Here is a 14,299-nt window from a genome sequence, read left to right as displayed (position 1 = left end):
TTCGTTGAAGGGCCGCGTTCAGGCGGTGGTCGTGGTGAGGGTGACGGGGATGTTGCCGCGAGTTGCGGCGGAGTACGGGCACACCTCGTGCGCCGCAGCCGTGAGGCTTTCGGCCACCTCGGGATCCATCCCGTTGCCGATGTGGACCTTGAGCGTCGCGCCCAGAGTGAAACCGCCCGCTTCCGTCGGTACGACCGCGATCTCGGCAGTCACCGTGGAGTCGATCAGCTTCAGCTTGCGCTGCGAGGCGACGAGCTTCAGGGCCGAGTGGAAGCACGACGACCAACCGGCCGCGAAGAGCTGCTCCGGGTTGGTCGCTCCGCCGGGTCCCCCCATGGAGGTCGGGATCGCGAGCGTCACGTCGAGGAGGCCGTCGTCGGTGGCGGCGCGGCCTCCGGCGCGACCGTCACCAGTGGACGTAGCGACGGCGGTGTAGAGGGATGCGGACATGATGTCTCCTTGATCGTTGAGGTAGAGTTACTAGTACGTCTACTTGAGAAACCATAGACTGCTTTCAGGGCTGGCGCAACCAGCTCGATCAGGATCGGAGCCCGAAGTGCACGACGACAACCCCGAGCCCTCAGCGCGGAAAACGAGCGGCGCAGGTACTCGACAGCGGATACTCGACGCAGCCAACGAGCTTTTCTACAGCCACGGGATCCGGGCGACGAGCGCTGATCGGATCATCGAGCAGGTCGGCATCACGAAGGTCACTTTCTATCGCCACTTCCGCACGAAGAGCGATCTTGTGGTGGCCTATCTGGAGCAGCAGTCAGCGGCCGAGAGGGCGTGGATGGAGAGCACCGCGCGCGGGGAAGACCCGCTCGCGAGAGCGCGCACTATCGCCGAGGACATCGGTGCAGCCAGCTGCAGTCCGGGATTCCGCGGCTGCGCGTTCATCAACGCGGCAGCAGAGTTCGCAGACCCCGAGGATCCCGTACGCATCGCCGTCGCCGCGCACCGCGGATGGATGGTCGGCCTTTTCGCCGAGATCGCTGCACAAGTCGGCGTACGAGACATCGGATCGGTTGCGAACCAGCTCATGATTCTTCGAGACGGTGCGATGGTGAACGGTTACCTTGGGGACTCGTCGTCCGTCGCGGGGTCGCTCGAGGCGGCATTCATGTCGATCCTCACGCCCGCATGACCGGTGTCAGAACCCAGCCGCCTTCGTCGAAGTGCGGATGCGGTAGAGGCTGGTCGTCGCGGCGATGAAGAGGTCGCTGCCGTCGTCACCGCCGAAGCAGAGATTGGCGACCACCTCGGGGACCGGAATGAAGAGCACTTCCGTCCCGTCCGGTGAGAAGACATGGATGCCGTCGCCGGCGGACGACCAGACGCGGCCGTCGACATCGACCGCGATGCCGTCGGGCAGACCGACCTCGATCGCGGCGAACTCCCGGCCTGTGCTCGCCTGAGGCCCGTTGACGTCGTAGGCGCGGATTCGGTGGTCCCGGCGGGCGCCGAGTTCCGCTCCCGTGTCTGTGACGTAGACGGTGCGACCATCTGGCGAGAATGCGATCCCGTTCGGGCGGTCCATATCGTCGATCACGGAAGTGAGGCCATCGGCATCCGACCATCGGAAGACCCGGCAGCCGCCGTACTCGCGGATACCCGGATGCCCCTCACGCGGCTGAGTGATCCCATAGTCCGGGTCGGTGAACCAGTAGGACCCGTCCGGTGCCAGTGCCACATCGTTCGGGGAGTTCAACCGGTGCTCGCCCCAGCGGCTGACGATCTCGGTGACCGTGCCGTCGGGCAATTCCCGTTCCAGACGACGTCGACCGTGCGAGCATTGCACGACGTTGCCGTCGCGATCCAGCATCCGTCCGTTGGTGAATTCCACATCGCTGCGATGCACGCTCACCTCGGAGGTCGCGGCATCCCAGCGCAGGATGCGGTTCCCAGGGATGTCGCTCCATCGCAGGGCTCCTTCATCGGGGATCCACAGCGGCCCCTCCGACCAGGTCGCTCCGGTGGCAAGCCGCTCGACGGCCGAGCCGTGGGGGAGCAGGTCCGTCTCGTTCGTCATCGACGCCCTTCCGTTCGTGCCTCAGCGTAGACGGATGGATGATGTTGAGGAGAGATCGAAATTCGCACGCCATGGCGAGCCAAGACGTGGCCATGACGTGTGTTCCTTGTGTGGTTGACGGACGAGCAGGTCGTGCGGGCCGTGCGCGGGTCGGGTGCCATCGCGGATCGGAATCCAGACGAGGGCACCCGACACGTTCAGATCACTGTCGTGCCGCCGTCGACGACGAGCTCCTGGCCATTCACGTAGCTCGAGTCATCCGACGCGAGGAACAACGCGACCGATGCGATCTCCTCGGGGTGGCCCATCTCTCGACGTGGGATCACTGACTCGAACGCCGTCTTCATCTCCGCGCTCAACGCGTCGCCCATCATCGGCGTGGCGACCTGACCGGGGGTGAGGACATTCACCCGGATCCTCCTGTCTCTCAACTCGGCCACCCATACCCGCGCGTAGGCGGGCAGTACGGCCTTGCTCGCGGCGTACACGCTCCAATCGGGGTAGCCCCGCAGGGAAGCGTTGGATCCGGTCATGAAGATCGAGCCGCCATCGTTGAAGAGCGGCAGCGCCTTTTGAACCGTGAACAGCGTGCCGCGCGCATTCAGCGAGAAGGCGGCATCGAACTGCTCCGCGGTGATCTCACCGAGCCTGCCCTGCTCGCCGCCTCCGGCGCTGGTCCACAGCACGTCGATCCTGCCCTTCTCCTGCGCGACCGTCTCGAACAGTCGATCAAGATCAGCGAGGTCGGCCGAATCGGCTTGCACGCCGGTCGCATTCCGGCCGATCAGCTTCACGGCTTCATCCACCGCGTCCTTGCGTCGACCCGAGATGAAGACGTGAGCCCCTTCATCCACGAACAACCTGGCACCGGTCAACGCCATGCCACTCGTCGCGCCTGTGATCACCGCGACCTTGCCATCGAGCTTTCCCATGACTACTCCGTTCCTCCGAGATTGACGCCGAGGGAGATGTTGAACCCCAGGCCGTTCCGGGCCAGACCCATCTCCAGCAGGCTTGCGCTCTCCAGCCAGTGCGCCATCTGCAGGTCACCCGCGTCGCGGGGCCGAAGCCCGAGGCTCGTGATGAAGGCCGAGACGGTCGCCTTGGCCTGCGTGTCACCGCCCGCCATGAACACGTCCACCGGTTCGCCGGCGGCCAGGACGTGGCTGAAGAGCGTGTTGAACGCCTTCACGACGTGGGCGTCTGGGGGAGACGCCTCGGCGACCATCTGCGCGACGGAGCTGCCATCAGGGACGGCCAGCCCCGAGGCGTCGGCGTTGAAGGGATTCGTGATGTCGACGATGATCTTGCCGGCAAGCGCGTCGCCGTACTCGCTGACCACCGGTACGGCGCCTGCGAACAGCACGGCCAGGATGACGATGTCCCCTGTCGGCGCTGCGCGCCACGTTCCGACGGTGGCGCCGTCACCGAGCGCCCGTGCCAGGGCCTCAGCTTTGCCCGAGTTCCTGCTGACGATCTCGACCGTGTTGCCGCCCTTGAGAGCCAGGGCGCCGATGGCACTGGCCATGTTGCCCGAGCCGATGATGCTGATGCCGCTCATGATGTGCTCCTTCGTGTTGTGCCTATGTCAGTGAACCGGCGGAAGTCGTCGGCAAGTGACTCGACCCGTCAAGGTGAGGTACCCCTCCGGTTAGTGGATTGAACCGGAGGGGTGCCTCATCTATTCCGGAGTGTGCAAGATACCTCGGAATCGGAGGACCCCCTCCGATTCCGAGGTAATCTGGATGGATGAGCATCAGCGATGTTGATCGGACACGGACGCCCCGGCGTCGTGACGCGCAGGAGCGTCATGTCAGGCTCATCGCTGCGGCCCGGCGCGAGTTCGCCGCCAGAGGCGTGGATGCCTCCTTGGAAAGGATCGCTCGCGACGCTGAGGTTGCCATCGGGACCCTGTATCGCCACTTCCCGACCCGTCTGGACCTGCTCCTGGCCGCCCTTGAGCCTCAACTCCGGGAGTTCATGGACGGTTCCAAGAAGGCTCTCGAGATCGACGACCCGTGGGAAGGATTCGTCTACTACCTGGAGAACCTGTTCCGCGTGCAGGCGGGCGACCGCGGTTTCAACGACTTCCTCTCCCGGCGCTTTCCCGGCAGCGCTGACACCGAGCGCATCCACGACGAGATGTGTCGGCAGATCGAAGACGTGCTCACTCGAGCCCAAGATGCAGGTGAGGCGCGCCCGGACATCACACGGGCCGACATCGTCAACCTCATCTGGTCCAACGGTCGGATGATCGACGCCACCAGCACCACCGTCCCCAATGCGTGGCGGCGTCACCTCCACCTCATGCTCGACGCTTACCGGGCTGAGCGGGCGCATCCGATCCCCGAGCCGCCGATGACGGACGCGCAGCTCTACGACGCCATGGTTCAACTCAACTCGGTGGACTAGAAACCGACATTCCGGGGACATTCGAAACGGAGCACCGCATGCAATCGCCGCTGATCTCAGTCTCCGAACACGACCTACGGGAGCTGCGCGCTCGACTGCGGGCTAACCGTTGGCCGCGGCCGTGGCCCACTGATCCCTGGGCCGCCGGAACGGACGTTCGAGAACTTCGCCGCCTCGCCGATTACTGGGCGGATGGTTTCGACTGGCGGGCCGTGGAAGCCGAGATCAATGCGCTTCCGTCCAATACGGTCAGTATCGACGGTCAGCAGGTGCACTATCTGAGGTTCGACGCGAGTGAGCCGACGGCGCCCTGGTTGCTTCTGACCAATGGCTGGCCGAGCACCGCGTATGAGCTGGTGAATCTGGCACGTCGACTTTCCAGACCGGAGGATTTCGGTCTCAGCGGAGCCCTGGGATTCACCGTCATCGTTCCTTCGTTGCCCGGCTTCACCTTCTCCGATCAGCCCGACTCGTCGCCGCCGCGCGTACCCACCCATGAGGTGTGGCATCGCGTCATGGCCGCGCTCGGCGCCACGCGCTTCTTCGCGCACGGGGGTGATCTCGGTGCAGGAATCACGTCGCGCCTCGCGGCGGCTCATCCCGAATCGGTTCGAGGTGTTCACATCCTTTCCGTGGGGGTGCCGCAGGAACTGGACGAGTCGACGCTCACTGCAGACGAGCGTGCGCACAGGGCGCGGGTCGCGACCTGGCTCGACGTGGAGGGCTCGTACATGCACCAGCACCGCACGCGCCCGATGACGCTTGCGTTCGCGCTCTCGGACTCTCCGGTGGGGCTGCTGAGCTGGATCCTCGAAAAGTACCGGGGGTGGAGCGATCGGCGTGCTTCCCCTCGTCCCATCGACGATGACTTTCTCCTCACGCAGGCGAGCCTCTACTGGTTCACCAACACGATCGGCACCTCGTTGCGTCCCTACTACGACGTGTACCCGCCACACGATTACGTGACGGTCCCGACCGCGCTGGGGCTGTTCCCCGCCGATCTGCAGTATCCGCCCCGCGAATGGGCGGAGCGTACGCACAACCTTCAGCGGTACACCGTCTTCGCGCGGGGCGGACACTTCGCTGCCATCGAGGCGACCGAAGATCTTGCCGATGACATCCGTACCTTCTTCGCAGGTCTTGACTCCTCGGGGTAGTCGCACCCAGTGCTGCGTCGTCGGTCTACTTCGTCGTGGCGAGCTGGGGGTAGAGCGCCTCGAGCGGTGCCGAGAGCGCGGCCCTGACGTTCACGGAGGTGTCATCCGCGAGCACTTCGTACTCGCCCGCCTCAGTGGCGTCGAGCACCTTGGTGACGAGCACGGCGGGGTCGAGCTTCGGGTCGGTGGTGTGCGCGGCCATGGCGGTGTCGACCCAACCGACGTGCACACCTACGACCTGGACGCCGAGGGGCTGGAGCTCGAGGCGAAGGGAGTTCGTCGCGGACCACAGGGCGGCCTTGGTCGCGGAGTAGATGCCGGCGGTGGCGTACCAGGCCAGCGCCGAATGGATGTCGATGATCGCCTTCTCGCCGTCGTTCGCCGTGAGCACGGGAGCGAAGGCGCGGGTCAGGAACAGCGGACCGAGGAAGTTCGTCTCGACGTTCCGGCGGATCTCCTCGTCGGAGTGGGTGAGGATGCCGGGAGTCGACACTGATGCGCCCGCGTTGTTGATCAGTATCGTCACGTCGGGTGCGGCCTCGACGGCAGCACGGATGGATGCCGAGTCCGTCACGTCGAGGGCGAGTGGCACGATGCGCTCGTCGTCCCACTCGCGCGGGGTGCGGGCGGTGGCGTATACCTTTGCTGCGCCGCGGGCGAGCGCCTCGCGGACGAAGTGCGCCCCGATTCCCCCGTTCGCTCCGGTGATGAGGACGATGGCGCCGTTCAATGAAGTCATGATGGGCTTCTTTCTGGTCGTGATCTGTTGGCTGTCAATGCCTCGGGCGCGGGCCTCGTCGTCTCGCACCCGCATGGAAGAATGAGCAGAGCCACGTTCGAGTCTCATGCGACATTGACTACACTCATAACTGAGGCCAGTCATGAGTTATTCCAGGAGGAGCAAAATGCAGGTGGCGTCACAGCAGCTCGGGCGACGCGAGCGGAACAAGCAGGCCAAGCTCGACCGCATCACCGCAGCCGCGACAGAGCTCTTCGCCAAGCATGGCGTCGATGATGTCACCACTCAGCAGATAGCGGATGCTGCGGACATCGGCACCGGCACGCTGTTCCTGTATGCGAAGACCAAGGGTGAGCTGTTGCTGCTGGTGCAGAATGCCCGCTATGCCACCGCGCTGGAACGAGGCCGCTCCGCGGCGGCTGATGCACCGGATGTGCTCGCCGGAGTTCTGGCGCTGGTCGCACCGGTCGTCGAATGCAACCGCACTCAGGTCGACAACGGGCGCACGTATCTTCGTGAGATGGTCTTCGGCGACCCGAGCGAGCCGCATCACGCCGAAGCGCTGTCCATCGTGGGGCAGACCGAGGCGGCCATTGCGGCCACGCTGATCGATCGGGCGGGGCTCGACGCGCCCGCGGCGTCGACGATCGCGCGGGTGGTCTCGGCGATCATGTTCCTGGAGATGGCCGCGAGCGTGAATGCCGGCTCGAGCAACCAGGAGATCCTTGCGAGCATCCGCTCGCAGGTCGCCGCGATTCTTCCCTCAGGACGCTCATGACGAATCAGAACCTGGGCGCTCCGTCGACCCGCTCGCGCACTCTCCACTACGAAGTGCCTGGGCGCGACAAACGAGCCCTGTTCGCCCGCACAGGGCTGGAGCAGTTGCGCGCAGTCGCGGCAGGTGACACCCCGCCGCCGCCGATCAGCAGCCACATCGGCCTCGACTTCGTCACGATCGATGACGGGGATGTCGTGATGACGGCGGTGCCCGACGAGTCGCACTACAACCCGATCGGCTCGGTGCACGGCGGGTTCTTCGCCACCGTGCTCGATTCGGTGTGCGGATGCGCCGTGCACACGACGCTGCCCGCCGGCGTCGGCTACACGAGCCTCGAGATCAAGGTGTCGTTCCTCCGCCCGATCACCGCCGACACCGGACAGGTGACAGCGCACGGATGGGTGACTCGCCGCGGACGCAGCGCCTCGTTCGCCGAAGCCGACATCCGTGACAGTGAAGGTCGCGTGCTTGCGACAGCATCCAGCACCTGTCTGATCATCCAGCTGGACGCTGCCTCGTAGGCATGGCCGCGTCGCGGCGCGTCGAACCTCGTCCTTCTTGCGGTCAGCGGTGGCCCCCGCAGGTCACGGGGCGAGGAACTTCGCGGCGACCGGAGCGAACTCCTCCCAGTACTGGAAGATGCCGCCGTGGCCTGAGTTCGGGTAGATGATCAGCTCGGAGTCCTTGATGCGCCGGTGCAGGTCGGACGAGAGGATCGAAGGAACCATGCGGTCGTTGTCCCCGTTGGCGATCAGCGTCGGCTGGGTGATGATCGAAAGGTCGGACGACGCAGAGCGGCCGTACCGCTGGATGGCCTTCAGCTGAGTGCCGAACGCCTTGTTGCCGATCGGTGCATCGCGGTCGATGGTCCGTTCCTTGAGCCGTTCCACGAACGCCTTGCCTGCCTGCTTGCCCGCCCTGTCGCGGTTGAAGAAGAGGAACTCCTTCGGATCCGAACGTGCGACCACAGAACGGAGGATGTCCCAGTATGTGACGGCCACGACCTTGTCCATGTCTTTCCCACCGCGCGGGCCGGTGCCGGTCAGCACGAGCTTGCGGACCAGATGCGGATGCTTGACGACGAGATCCTGCGCGATCATCCCTCCCATGGAGAAGGAGAAGACGTCGATCTTGTCGAAGCCGAGGGCTGTGATGAAGGAGTAAGCGTCGTCTGCGGCCGCCTCCAGAGTATCGGGTACGGTGCCGGAGGATCCTCCGACGCCGCGCTGATCGAACGTGATCACGTGGCGTGTGCTCGCGATGGCGTCGATGATGCGCGGGTCCCAGTTGTCGAGGGTCGCGGCGAGGTGCACGAAGAAGACGACCGGGATATCGCCCTTCGGCCCGAGCTCGCGGTAGGCGAAGTCGATGCCGGCGGCGGCGATGGTCTTGGCCGGGGCCTTCGCGTATGAGGCGATGACCGGCTCGTGGGTGGCGTTCATGATGGTGACTCCTTCGTGGTTCGTGTCAGGCGCCGGTGATGACGGTCTTGCCGTTGATGCCGCCCTTGGCCAGGGAATCGAGGGCATCCGGGGTCTCGTCGAACGTGAACGTCTTGCCGACCACCGGGCGGAGGGTGCCATCCTCGACGAGGGCCGCGATCTTGCGGAGCTGGTGTCCGTTCGCGCTCATGAAGAGGAACTCGTAGGTCACTCCGAGCTTTTTCGCCTGTCGGCGGATCTTGCCGCTCAATGCGGTGACCGCCAGTCGCAGCACCGGGTTCATGCCGGCCTTCTTCGCGAATGCAGGGTCGGGCGGGCCGGAGATCCCGATCGCCGTGCCGCCAGGACGCAGGATACGCAGCGACTTCTCGAGGTTCGCACCGCCGAGACTGTCCAGCACCAGGTCGTAGCCGGAGAGCTCCTTCTCGAAGTCCTGGCTGCGGTAGTCGATCACCACGTCCGCGCCCAGGTCGCGGACGAAGTCCGCGTTCTTGCCGGAAGCGGTTGTGGCGACGTACGCTCCGAGGTGCTTGGCGAGCTGGATCGTGATCGATCCCACGCCGCCGGCACCTGCGTGGATGAGTACCTTCTGACCTTGTTGTACCTTGCCCCGGACGACGAGCGCCTGCCATGCGGTCAGCGCGACCAGCGGCAAGGACGCGGCCTCCACCGGGCTGATCGAGGTCGGCGCCAGGGCGAGGTCGGTCTCGTCGATGGCGATGCGCTCGGCGAACGTTCCGATCCGCCCGTCGCGCGGCCGACCGAAGACGCGATCGCCGGGCGTGAAGCCCTGCACCTTCGACCCGGTGCGGATGACGGTTCCGGCGAGGTCGTGTCCGAGTACCAGGGGAGTCTTGTACGGCAGGATCGCCTTGAATTCCCCTTCGCGGATCTTCTCATCCAGTTGGTTCACGCCGGCGGCATCCACTCGTACCAAGACGTCGCGGTCACCCACGACCGGCTCCGGCACGTCCGCCTCGTGGACGACCTCCTTGTACTTGTCGAACACGAATGCGCGCATCATTCCATCTCCTCGAACTCGTTCCGGTTGCACTCAATTATGAGCGTACTCAGAAACGAAGTCAAGCCGCCGCCTTGCTCCCACCGCGAGTGTCAGTGGGACGGGAAGTGTGAGGCGCCGTCAATCGACGATGAAGAGCGTCGCGCCCGTCGTCGTCGATGATCGATGTGCTTCCTGGTCGTTCGCGACTTCGTAGCTCTGGCCGGCGTGAAGTGTCACGACCCGGCCGTCATCGAGCTCTGTATGCAACTCGCCGTTCAATACGAGCAGCACGTGCCCGCGCGAGCACCAATGATCGGCCAGATAGCGGGGCGTGTACTCCACCTTGCGCAGGCGCAGTGCTCCGATGGTCTTGGTGCGCCAGAGCGCCTTCCCTGATTCGCCTGGGTGAACGGTCGGAGCGATGGCGTCCCAGTCGGTTGTGGAGAACGCGTGCTGCCCTGGCACCGGGCCGGCCTGCTCATCAGTCATGTCTGCCCCATCCGTCACAAGCTCTCGTGTCCACGAACCCCCAACCTAGTCGGATAGAGCGTCGCGATTGCGTCGATCGCGAGCGTGGCGGAGGTGGTCGGGTCTATCAGGATCGGCGGCGAGATTGCTGGAGAATCTTGACGCGCCCGCAGTGCGGGTGTTGCCTTGAAGAATGGATCACGCCACCTCTGCAGACGGAACTCTCATCGCGATGCACGAGGTCGGTGCGGGCCCGACCGTCGTCATCGTGAACGGCGCTCTGTCGACCGCTCGTGATGCCACAGAGGTTGCGCACGCCTTCGCCGAAGCGGGACTGCGGACGATCACCTACGACCGTCGTGCCCGCGGCGACAGCGGAGACAGCGCGCTGGCCGCGCCGGAGCGTGAGGTGGAGGACCTGGCGGCGGTCGTCGCTGCATCCGGCACCGATGCCGCCGTGATCGGACATTCGTCCGGGGCGATCCTCGCGCTGTACGCGGCGGGAGAAGGTGTGCCGATGTCTCGCCTGTTCCTCTCCGAGCCGCCGTTCCGATTCGGTGAGGGCGACCCCGCGGAAGATCTCGAAGATCGCCTTCAGGCGTTCGTCGACGACGGACATCCTGAAGAGGCCGTCGTGCTGTTCCAGCGGGAGGCCGTCGGTCTGCCGGAATCGTTCATCGAGCAGTTCCGGGCCTCGCCGGCGTTCGCCCAGATCTCACGACTCGGAAGGTCGACGATCTACGACACCCTCGTGACCAGGCGCGTGTCGACGCCGTCCACCGAGATGCTCGGAGTGCGGATGCCGGTGACCATTCTGTGCGGGGACGAGACGATGCCGATTCTCGTGACCGCGGCATCGCGTCTTGCCGAGATGATGCCGCATGCCGAGTTCCTGCAGGTGTCGGAGTCGGTGGGGCACCGGATGGATCCTGCGGCGACGGCCCGGATCGTGGCGGCACGTATCGCTGGTTGATTCGCGGGCCGGACGCGACCAGCGATTTATGCCGGAGGCGGACTCGAACGTACAGTGGCGGATGTGCCGGTATCGCTGTCGAAGAGGGGTCGCGATGACTTTTGAAATCCGCCATTACCGCGGTGCTGACGACCTCGGGCTGTTCCTCAGCCTTCCGTATGTGCTCAATCACGAGGTCGCCGATGACCTCGAAAAGGGCCGGCGGCGCGAAGAGTGGATGTGGCTGGCGACCCGGGACGAACGCCTCGTGGGTCGCCTCTCGCTGTGGAGTCCTCCCGGTGGCGACACTCCCACCCAACTCGACATCTTCGATACCGATATCACGCTCTCTGAGGACGAGCAGCGCCGAGTCGCCGCCGCTCTGCTCGAGGCCGCTCGGGGAGAGGTCATCACAACGCTGAACAGCCCCCCGGAGTTCGCCCGTTACCTGTCGGCGGACTGGCGAGAGCATCCCGACTCCCGCCGCGAAACAGAGATGCTCATCGAAGTGATGGAGGCCTCTGGTGCCCGCGTCGTGGTGGAGAGGCTCCGTATGGAGTGGCGGGCCGGCACACCTATCCCACCGCCGGACGCACGGTTGTCGTTTCGCCCGTTCCGCTCTGAGGACGAGCTGCTCGATCTGACTGCGCTCGTCCTATCCGGGACCCTCGACGCGCACAGCGTGGAGGAGCTCGCCGGCGACGACGCGCGCGCGGTTGCGAGGTCACAGTACGAGGGCGAATTCCAGAAGTACTCGAGCCCGCGCGAGTGGTGGCGCGTGGCCGTGAATGAGGACGGAGACGAGGTCGGCTTCGTGTTCCCTGCCCGGAATTCGTACCACCCGATCATCGCCTACATCGGCGTGCTCCCCGATCATCGCGGCAGGGGCTACATCCACGGCATCCTCTCCGAGGGAACTCGGGTTCTCGGCGGGGCAGGGGCAGACCACATCCGCGCCTCTACCGATGTCGGAAACGTACCCATGGCGAACGCCTTCGCGTGCGGCGGCTATCCCACGTTCGAACGCCTCATCAACATGTCATGGAACTGATCGAATGCAACAGGCAGCGTCTGGGCGCGCATGCCGCTGAGTCATCTGCGCTCAGGTAATTCGAACGTCGGACCTCACGATTCGTCCGGCCGGGAGTGCCGCTCGACGCGGCGCTCGGAGGGCACGTTGGATACACGCTAGGTGCGCGATGCGCCGTCGGAGATCCGGGCGAGTTCGTCGAGGAAGGATCGGACTACGGGCGTCTCGTTGTCGGCGCGCCAGACCACGCCCACCGTCCAGCTCGCGCTCTCACCGTCGAGGCGGTGCATCGACACGCGAGCCGGGGCGATGTTGCGCGCGCTCTCCGGGACGATCGCCGCTCCGACCCCCGCGGCTACGAGGGCGAGAACGGTCTGCAGGTCGTCAGCTTCCTGGATGGTGTCTGACGGAGCCCCGATATGGGCGAGATAGCGGGCTGCCTGGGCCGCCAGACCGGGGCCGCGCCCAGAGGACAGTCGGACGAGCGGATGCTCGTGCAACCACCGGGCGGGTGAGGGCTCGTCAGGCGGCGCCTCCCATGCCTCTGGATGTGCGATCGCCAGCCGATCTGAGAGCACGGAGACGGCGCGCAGGTCCTGCGGGACGGGCATGCGCGCGAAGGCGATGTCCAGCTCCCCGCTTCGCACGCCCTCGATCTGCGCGGACGAGGACATGTCCTCCAGGCGCACCGACACGCCAGGAGAGCTCGAACGATACGCCGCGACCGCGCGGGGAGCGACGGTGATGCTCGAGAGTCCGAATCCGACGGTCAAGTGGCCTTCGTCTCCGGTCGACATGCGCTTCGCCCTGGCGTCGAACCGATCGGTGAGCTCAACGATCGACCGGGCGTGCTCCAAGAGTGCCGTACCCGCGGACGTCAGCACGGCTCCGTGACGACCTCTGCGGAACAACGGCGTTCCCACCAGGGATTCCAGCTGCTGGATCTGCTTGGTGAAGGCCGGCTGCGTGATCGACAGCGCAGCGGCGGCCTCACTGAAGGTCGGCCTGTCCGCAGCCGATACGAATGCGCGCATCAGGCGAATATCCATTCCTAGAACTTATACGAACTTGCCAATTGGTCATTGGAAGTAATGAGAGCGGTCCTCTTGACTGGAAACGAGATCAGACGAGAGGAACGACCAGATGACCGATTCCGCTGCCGGCCTTCGGGTGTCCGTGGTGCAGTTCGAGGCGGTGCCGTCCGACAAAGCCGGCAATCTCGCCACCGTGCGACGTCTCGCAGAGGAGGCCGTCGCGGGAGGCACGCAGCTCGTCATCTTCCCCGAGATGTGCCTGCTCGCGTACTGGCACCTCACGAAGACCACCGTCAAGCACCTCCGTGAACTCGCCGAACCCGCCGACGGCCCGTTGGTGCGCGCGCTCATCGACCTGGCGGCGGAACTGGGAGTCGGAATCGGCGCCGGCTTCCTCGAGTCCGATGGTGACCCGCTCTACAACTCATACGCCGTGTGCTTCCCCGACGGGACGGTGCATGTCCACCGCAAACTGCACGCCTTCGAGCACGCAGCGATCTCCAGCGGTGACCGCTTCACCGTGTTCGATACGCCGTGGGGCGTGCGGATGGCCATCCTGATCTGTTGGGACAACAACCTGGTGGAGAACGTGAGGGCCGTCACGCTGCTGGGCGCGAAGGTTCTCATCGCTCCGCATCAGACGGGCGGCACGAGCTCGCGCAGCCCGCACGGCATGAAGGTCATCCCGTCTGAGCTCTGGCATAACCGGGCGAACGATCCTGAGGCGTTGCGCGATGCGGTCAACGGACCGTACGGCCGTGGCTGGCTCATGCGTTGGCTTCCATCGCGCGCGCACGACAACGGGATCTTCCTCCTCTTCAGCAACGGCATCGGCCCCGATGACGACGAGATCCGCACGGGCAACGCCATGATCATCGATCCGTACGGACGCATCATCGCCGAGACTCCGGTCGCCGACGAGTCGGTGGTGACCGCCGATCTCGACCTGGACCTCTTGCCTCTGTCGACCGGGCGCCGATGGCTTCTCGGCCGCCGCCCCGAGCTCTACGGCGTGCTGACGCAACGATCAGGGCTCGAGCGCGACGCGCGGGCTGCGCGGCACTCCGACGCTCCGGTGCCCGACGACTTCCAGATCGAGCACTGAGCCGACCGGAGGCAGTGGAGGGACTGACGGGAATCGAACCCGCGCTATCTGCTTGGGAAGCAGAAGTTCTGCCATTGAACTACAGTCCCGAACTTGCTCATGAAGAACAGGTGAAGGCAAGCCTACCTGCACTCGCGTGGATGGCCA

17 protein-coding genes and 1 tRNA gene are annotated in these 14,299 nt (G+C 65.3%); 8 read left to right on the top strand and 10 right to left on the bottom strand.

Translation table 11 applies throughout. The features are described 5' to 3' along the window. Positions 1-18: 18 nt before the first annotated feature. Positions 19-450 carry an organic hydroperoxide resistance protein gene (locus QFZ46_RS06760; RefSeq protein WP_307359699.1) on the bottom strand — a complete coding sequence of 144 codons (432 nt, stop codon included), beginning with the start codon at positions 448-450 and terminating at the stop codon, positions 19-21. A gap of 106 nt (positions 451-556) precedes the next feature. On the opposite strand from QFZ46_RS06760, the gene QFZ46_RS06755 reads away from it, so the two are divergent. Further along, entirely contained in the window at positions 557-1,147 is a 591-nt protein-coding gene (locus tag QFZ46_RS06755) for a TetR/AcrR family transcriptional regulator (RefSeq protein WP_307359697.1), read from the top strand. Between the two features lie 6 nt (positions 1,148-1,153). Here QFZ46_RS06755 and QFZ46_RS06750 read toward each other — a convergent pair whose 3' ends face one another. The 3 genes from QFZ46_RS06750 to QFZ46_RS06740 form a co-directional block, all read right to left on the bottom strand. After that, the gene (locus QFZ46_RS06750; protein ID WP_307359695.1) at positions 1,154-2,032 is read right to left on the bottom strand and encodes an SMP-30/gluconolactonase/LRE family protein; all 879 of its coding nucleotides are present in this window, start codon (positions 2,030-2,032) and stop codon (positions 1,154-1,156) included. A gap of 197 nt (positions 2,033-2,229) precedes the next feature. Then, complete coding sequence (locus QFZ46_RS06745; RefSeq protein ID WP_307359692.1) at positions 2,230-2,964, bottom strand: SDR family NAD(P)-dependent oxidoreductase; 735 nt, start codon at positions 2,962-2,964, stop codon at positions 2,230-2,232. Positions 2,965-2,966: 2 nt separating this feature from the next. After that, the gene (locus QFZ46_RS06740; RefSeq protein ID WP_307359691.1) at positions 2,967-3,593 is read right to left on the bottom strand and encodes an NADPH-dependent F420 reductase; all 627 of its coding nucleotides are present in this window, start codon (positions 3,591-3,593) and stop codon (positions 2,967-2,969) included. Positions 3,594-3,781: 188 nt separating this feature from the next. Between QFZ46_RS06740 and QFZ46_RS06735 the strand changes: the two genes are divergently transcribed. After that, complete coding sequence (locus QFZ46_RS06735; protein ID WP_307359688.1) at positions 3,782-4,444, top strand: TetR/AcrR family transcriptional regulator; 663 nt, start codon at positions 3,782-3,784, stop codon at positions 4,442-4,444. Positions 4,445-4,482: 38 nt separating this feature from the next. Then, the gene (locus QFZ46_RS06730) at positions 4,483-5,601 is read left to right on the top strand and encodes an epoxide hydrolase family protein (protein ID WP_307359686.1); all 1,119 of its coding nucleotides are present in this window, start codon (positions 4,483-4,485) and stop codon (positions 5,599-5,601) included. A gap of 25 nt (positions 5,602-5,626) precedes the next feature. Here the strand turns inward: QFZ46_RS06730 and QFZ46_RS06725 are convergent, their stop codons facing one another. Beyond that, complete coding sequence (locus QFZ46_RS06725) at positions 5,627-6,340, bottom strand: SDR family oxidoreductase (RefSeq protein ID WP_307359685.1); 714 nt, start codon at positions 6,338-6,340, stop codon at positions 5,627-5,629. A gap of 166 nt (positions 6,341-6,506) precedes the next feature. Here QFZ46_RS06725 and QFZ46_RS06720 point away from each other — a divergent pair, with 166 nt between their 5' ends. Then, a complete protein-coding gene (locus tag QFZ46_RS06720) occupies positions 6,507-7,118 on the top strand; it encodes a TetR/AcrR family transcriptional regulator (RefSeq protein WP_307359684.1) in 612 nt (203 codons plus the stop codon). Continuing rightward, complete coding sequence (locus QFZ46_RS06715) at positions 7,115-7,639, top strand: PaaI family thioesterase (RefSeq protein ID WP_307359682.1); 525 nt, start codon at positions 7,115-7,117, stop codon at positions 7,637-7,639. The genes QFZ46_RS06720 and QFZ46_RS06715 overlap by 4 nt, the downstream gene beginning before the upstream one ends. Before the next feature lie 63 nt (positions 7,640-7,702). Here QFZ46_RS06715 and QFZ46_RS06710 read toward each other — a convergent pair whose 3' ends face one another. The 3 genes from QFZ46_RS06710 to QFZ46_RS06700 form a co-directional block, all read right to left on the bottom strand. Continuing rightward, the gene (locus tag QFZ46_RS06710) at positions 7,703-8,560 is read right to left on the bottom strand and encodes an alpha/beta fold hydrolase (protein ID WP_307359680.1); all 858 of its coding nucleotides are present in this window, start codon (positions 8,558-8,560) and stop codon (positions 7,703-7,705) included. A gap of 25 nt (positions 8,561-8,585) precedes the next feature. Then, positions 8,586-9,581: an NADP-dependent oxidoreductase gene (locus QFZ46_RS06705; RefSeq protein ID WP_307364516.1), complete on the bottom strand. Its 996-nt coding sequence runs from the start codon at positions 9,579-9,581 to the stop codon at positions 8,586-8,588. Between the two features lie 120 nt (positions 9,582-9,701). Further along, positions 9,702-10,052 carry a DHCW motif cupin fold protein gene (locus QFZ46_RS06700; RefSeq protein WP_307359678.1) on the bottom strand — a complete coding sequence of 117 codons (351 nt, stop codon included), beginning with the start codon at positions 10,050-10,052 and terminating at the stop codon, positions 9,702-9,704. A 172-nt stretch (positions 10,053-10,224) separates the two neighbouring features. Here QFZ46_RS06700 and QFZ46_RS06695 point away from each other — a divergent pair, with 172 nt between their 5' ends. Then, a complete protein-coding gene (locus QFZ46_RS06695; protein WP_307359676.1) occupies positions 10,225-11,004 on the top strand; it encodes an alpha/beta fold hydrolase in 780 nt (259 codons plus the stop codon). 94 nt (positions 11,005-11,098) lie between these two features. Next, positions 11,099-12,034, top strand: a complete 936-nt coding sequence (locus QFZ46_RS06690) for a GNAT family N-acetyltransferase (protein ID WP_307359674.1) — start codon at positions 11,099-11,101, stop codon at positions 12,032-12,034. A 137-nt stretch (positions 12,035-12,171) separates the two neighbouring features. Here the strand turns inward: QFZ46_RS06690 and QFZ46_RS06685 are convergent, their stop codons facing one another. Next, positions 12,172-13,047, bottom strand: coding sequence for a LysR family transcriptional regulator (locus QFZ46_RS06685; protein ID WP_307359671.1), 876 nt, complete (start codon positions 13,045-13,047; stop codon positions 12,172-12,174). A 109-nt stretch (positions 13,048-13,156) separates the two neighbouring features. Between QFZ46_RS06685 and QFZ46_RS06680 the strand changes: the two genes are divergently transcribed. Further along, a complete protein-coding gene (locus QFZ46_RS06680) occupies positions 13,157-14,152 on the top strand; it encodes a nitrilase-related carbon-nitrogen hydrolase (protein ID WP_307359668.1) in 996 nt (331 codons plus the stop codon). Positions 14,153-14,167: 15 nt separating this feature from the next. On the opposite strand, the gene QFZ46_RS06675 is transcribed toward QFZ46_RS06680, so the two are convergent. Continuing rightward, positions 14,168-14,241: transfer RNA gene (locus tag QFZ46_RS06675), tRNA-Gly, on the bottom strand. Positions 14,242-14,299: the final 58 nt, after the last annotated feature.

The sequence above is a fragment of the Microbacterium murale genome (assembly GCF_030815955.1).
GTDB lineage: Bacteria > Actinomycetota > Actinomycetes > Actinomycetales > Microbacteriaceae > Microbacterium > Microbacterium murale_A.
The sequence above is the reverse complement of the archived record's forward strand: the minus strand, read 5'-3'. Positions and strand labels throughout refer to the sequence as shown.

What these genes read in the sequence shown, in the direction of transcription:
- QFZ46_RS06760 (WP_307359699.1), bottom strand. Translation starts at nt 450, where the DNA reads ATGTCCGCATCCCTCTACACCGCCGTCGCTACGTCCACTGGTGACGGT.
- QFZ46_RS06750 (WP_307359695.1), bottom strand. Translation starts at nt 2,032, where the DNA reads ATGACGAACGAGACGGACCTGCTCCCCCACGGCTCGGCCGTCGAGCGG.
- QFZ46_RS06745 (WP_307359692.1), bottom strand. Translation starts at nt 2,964, where the DNA reads ATGGGAAAGCTCGATGGCAAGGTCGCGGTGATCACAGGCGCGACGAGT.
- QFZ46_RS06740 (WP_307359691.1), bottom strand. Translation starts at nt 3,593, where the DNA reads ATGAGCGGCATCAGCATCATCGGCTCGGGCAACATGGCCAGTGCCATC.
- QFZ46_RS06735 (WP_307359688.1), top strand. Translation starts at nt 3,782, where the DNA reads ATGAGCATCAGCGATGTTGATCGGACACGGACGCCCCGGCGTCGTGAC.
- QFZ46_RS06730 (WP_307359686.1), top strand. Translation starts at nt 4,483, where the DNA reads ATGCAATCGCCGCTGATCTCAGTCTCCGAACACGACCTACGGGAGCTG.
- QFZ46_RS06725 (WP_307359685.1), bottom strand. Translation starts at nt 6,340, where the DNA reads ATGACTTCATTGAACGGCGCCATCGTCCTCATCACCGGAGCGAACGGG.
- QFZ46_RS06720 (WP_307359684.1), top strand. Translation starts at nt 6,507, where the DNA reads ATGCAGGTGGCGTCACAGCAGCTCGGGCGACGCGAGCGGAACAAGCAG.
- QFZ46_RS06715 (WP_307359682.1), top strand. Translation starts at nt 7,115, where the DNA reads ATGACGAATCAGAACCTGGGCGCTCCGTCGACCCGCTCGCGCACTCTC.
- QFZ46_RS06710 (WP_307359680.1), bottom strand. Translation starts at nt 8,560, where the DNA reads ATGAACGCCACCCACGAGCCGGTCATCGCCTCATACGCGAAGGCCCCG.
- QFZ46_RS06705 (WP_307364516.1), bottom strand. Translation starts at nt 9,581, where the DNA reads ATGCGCGCATTCGTGTTCGACAAGTACAAGGAGGTCGTCCACGAGGCG.
- QFZ46_RS06700 (WP_307359678.1), bottom strand. Translation starts at nt 10,052, where the DNA reads ATGACTGATGAGCAGGCCGGCCCGGTGCCAGGGCAGCACGCGTTCTCC.
- QFZ46_RS06695 (WP_307359676.1), top strand. Translation starts at nt 10,225, where the DNA reads ATGGATCACGCCACCTCTGCAGACGGAACTCTCATCGCGATGCACGAG.
- QFZ46_RS06690 (WP_307359674.1), top strand. Translation starts at nt 11,099, where the DNA reads ATGACTTTTGAAATCCGCCATTACCGCGGTGCTGACGACCTCGGGCTG.
- QFZ46_RS06685 (WP_307359671.1), bottom strand. Translation starts at nt 13,047, where the DNA reads ATGCGCGCATTCGTATCGGCTGCGGACAGGCCGACCTTCAGTGAGGCC.
- QFZ46_RS06680 (WP_307359668.1), top strand. Translation starts at nt 13,157, where the DNA reads ATGACCGATTCCGCTGCCGGCCTTCGGGTGTCCGTGGTGCAGTTCGAG.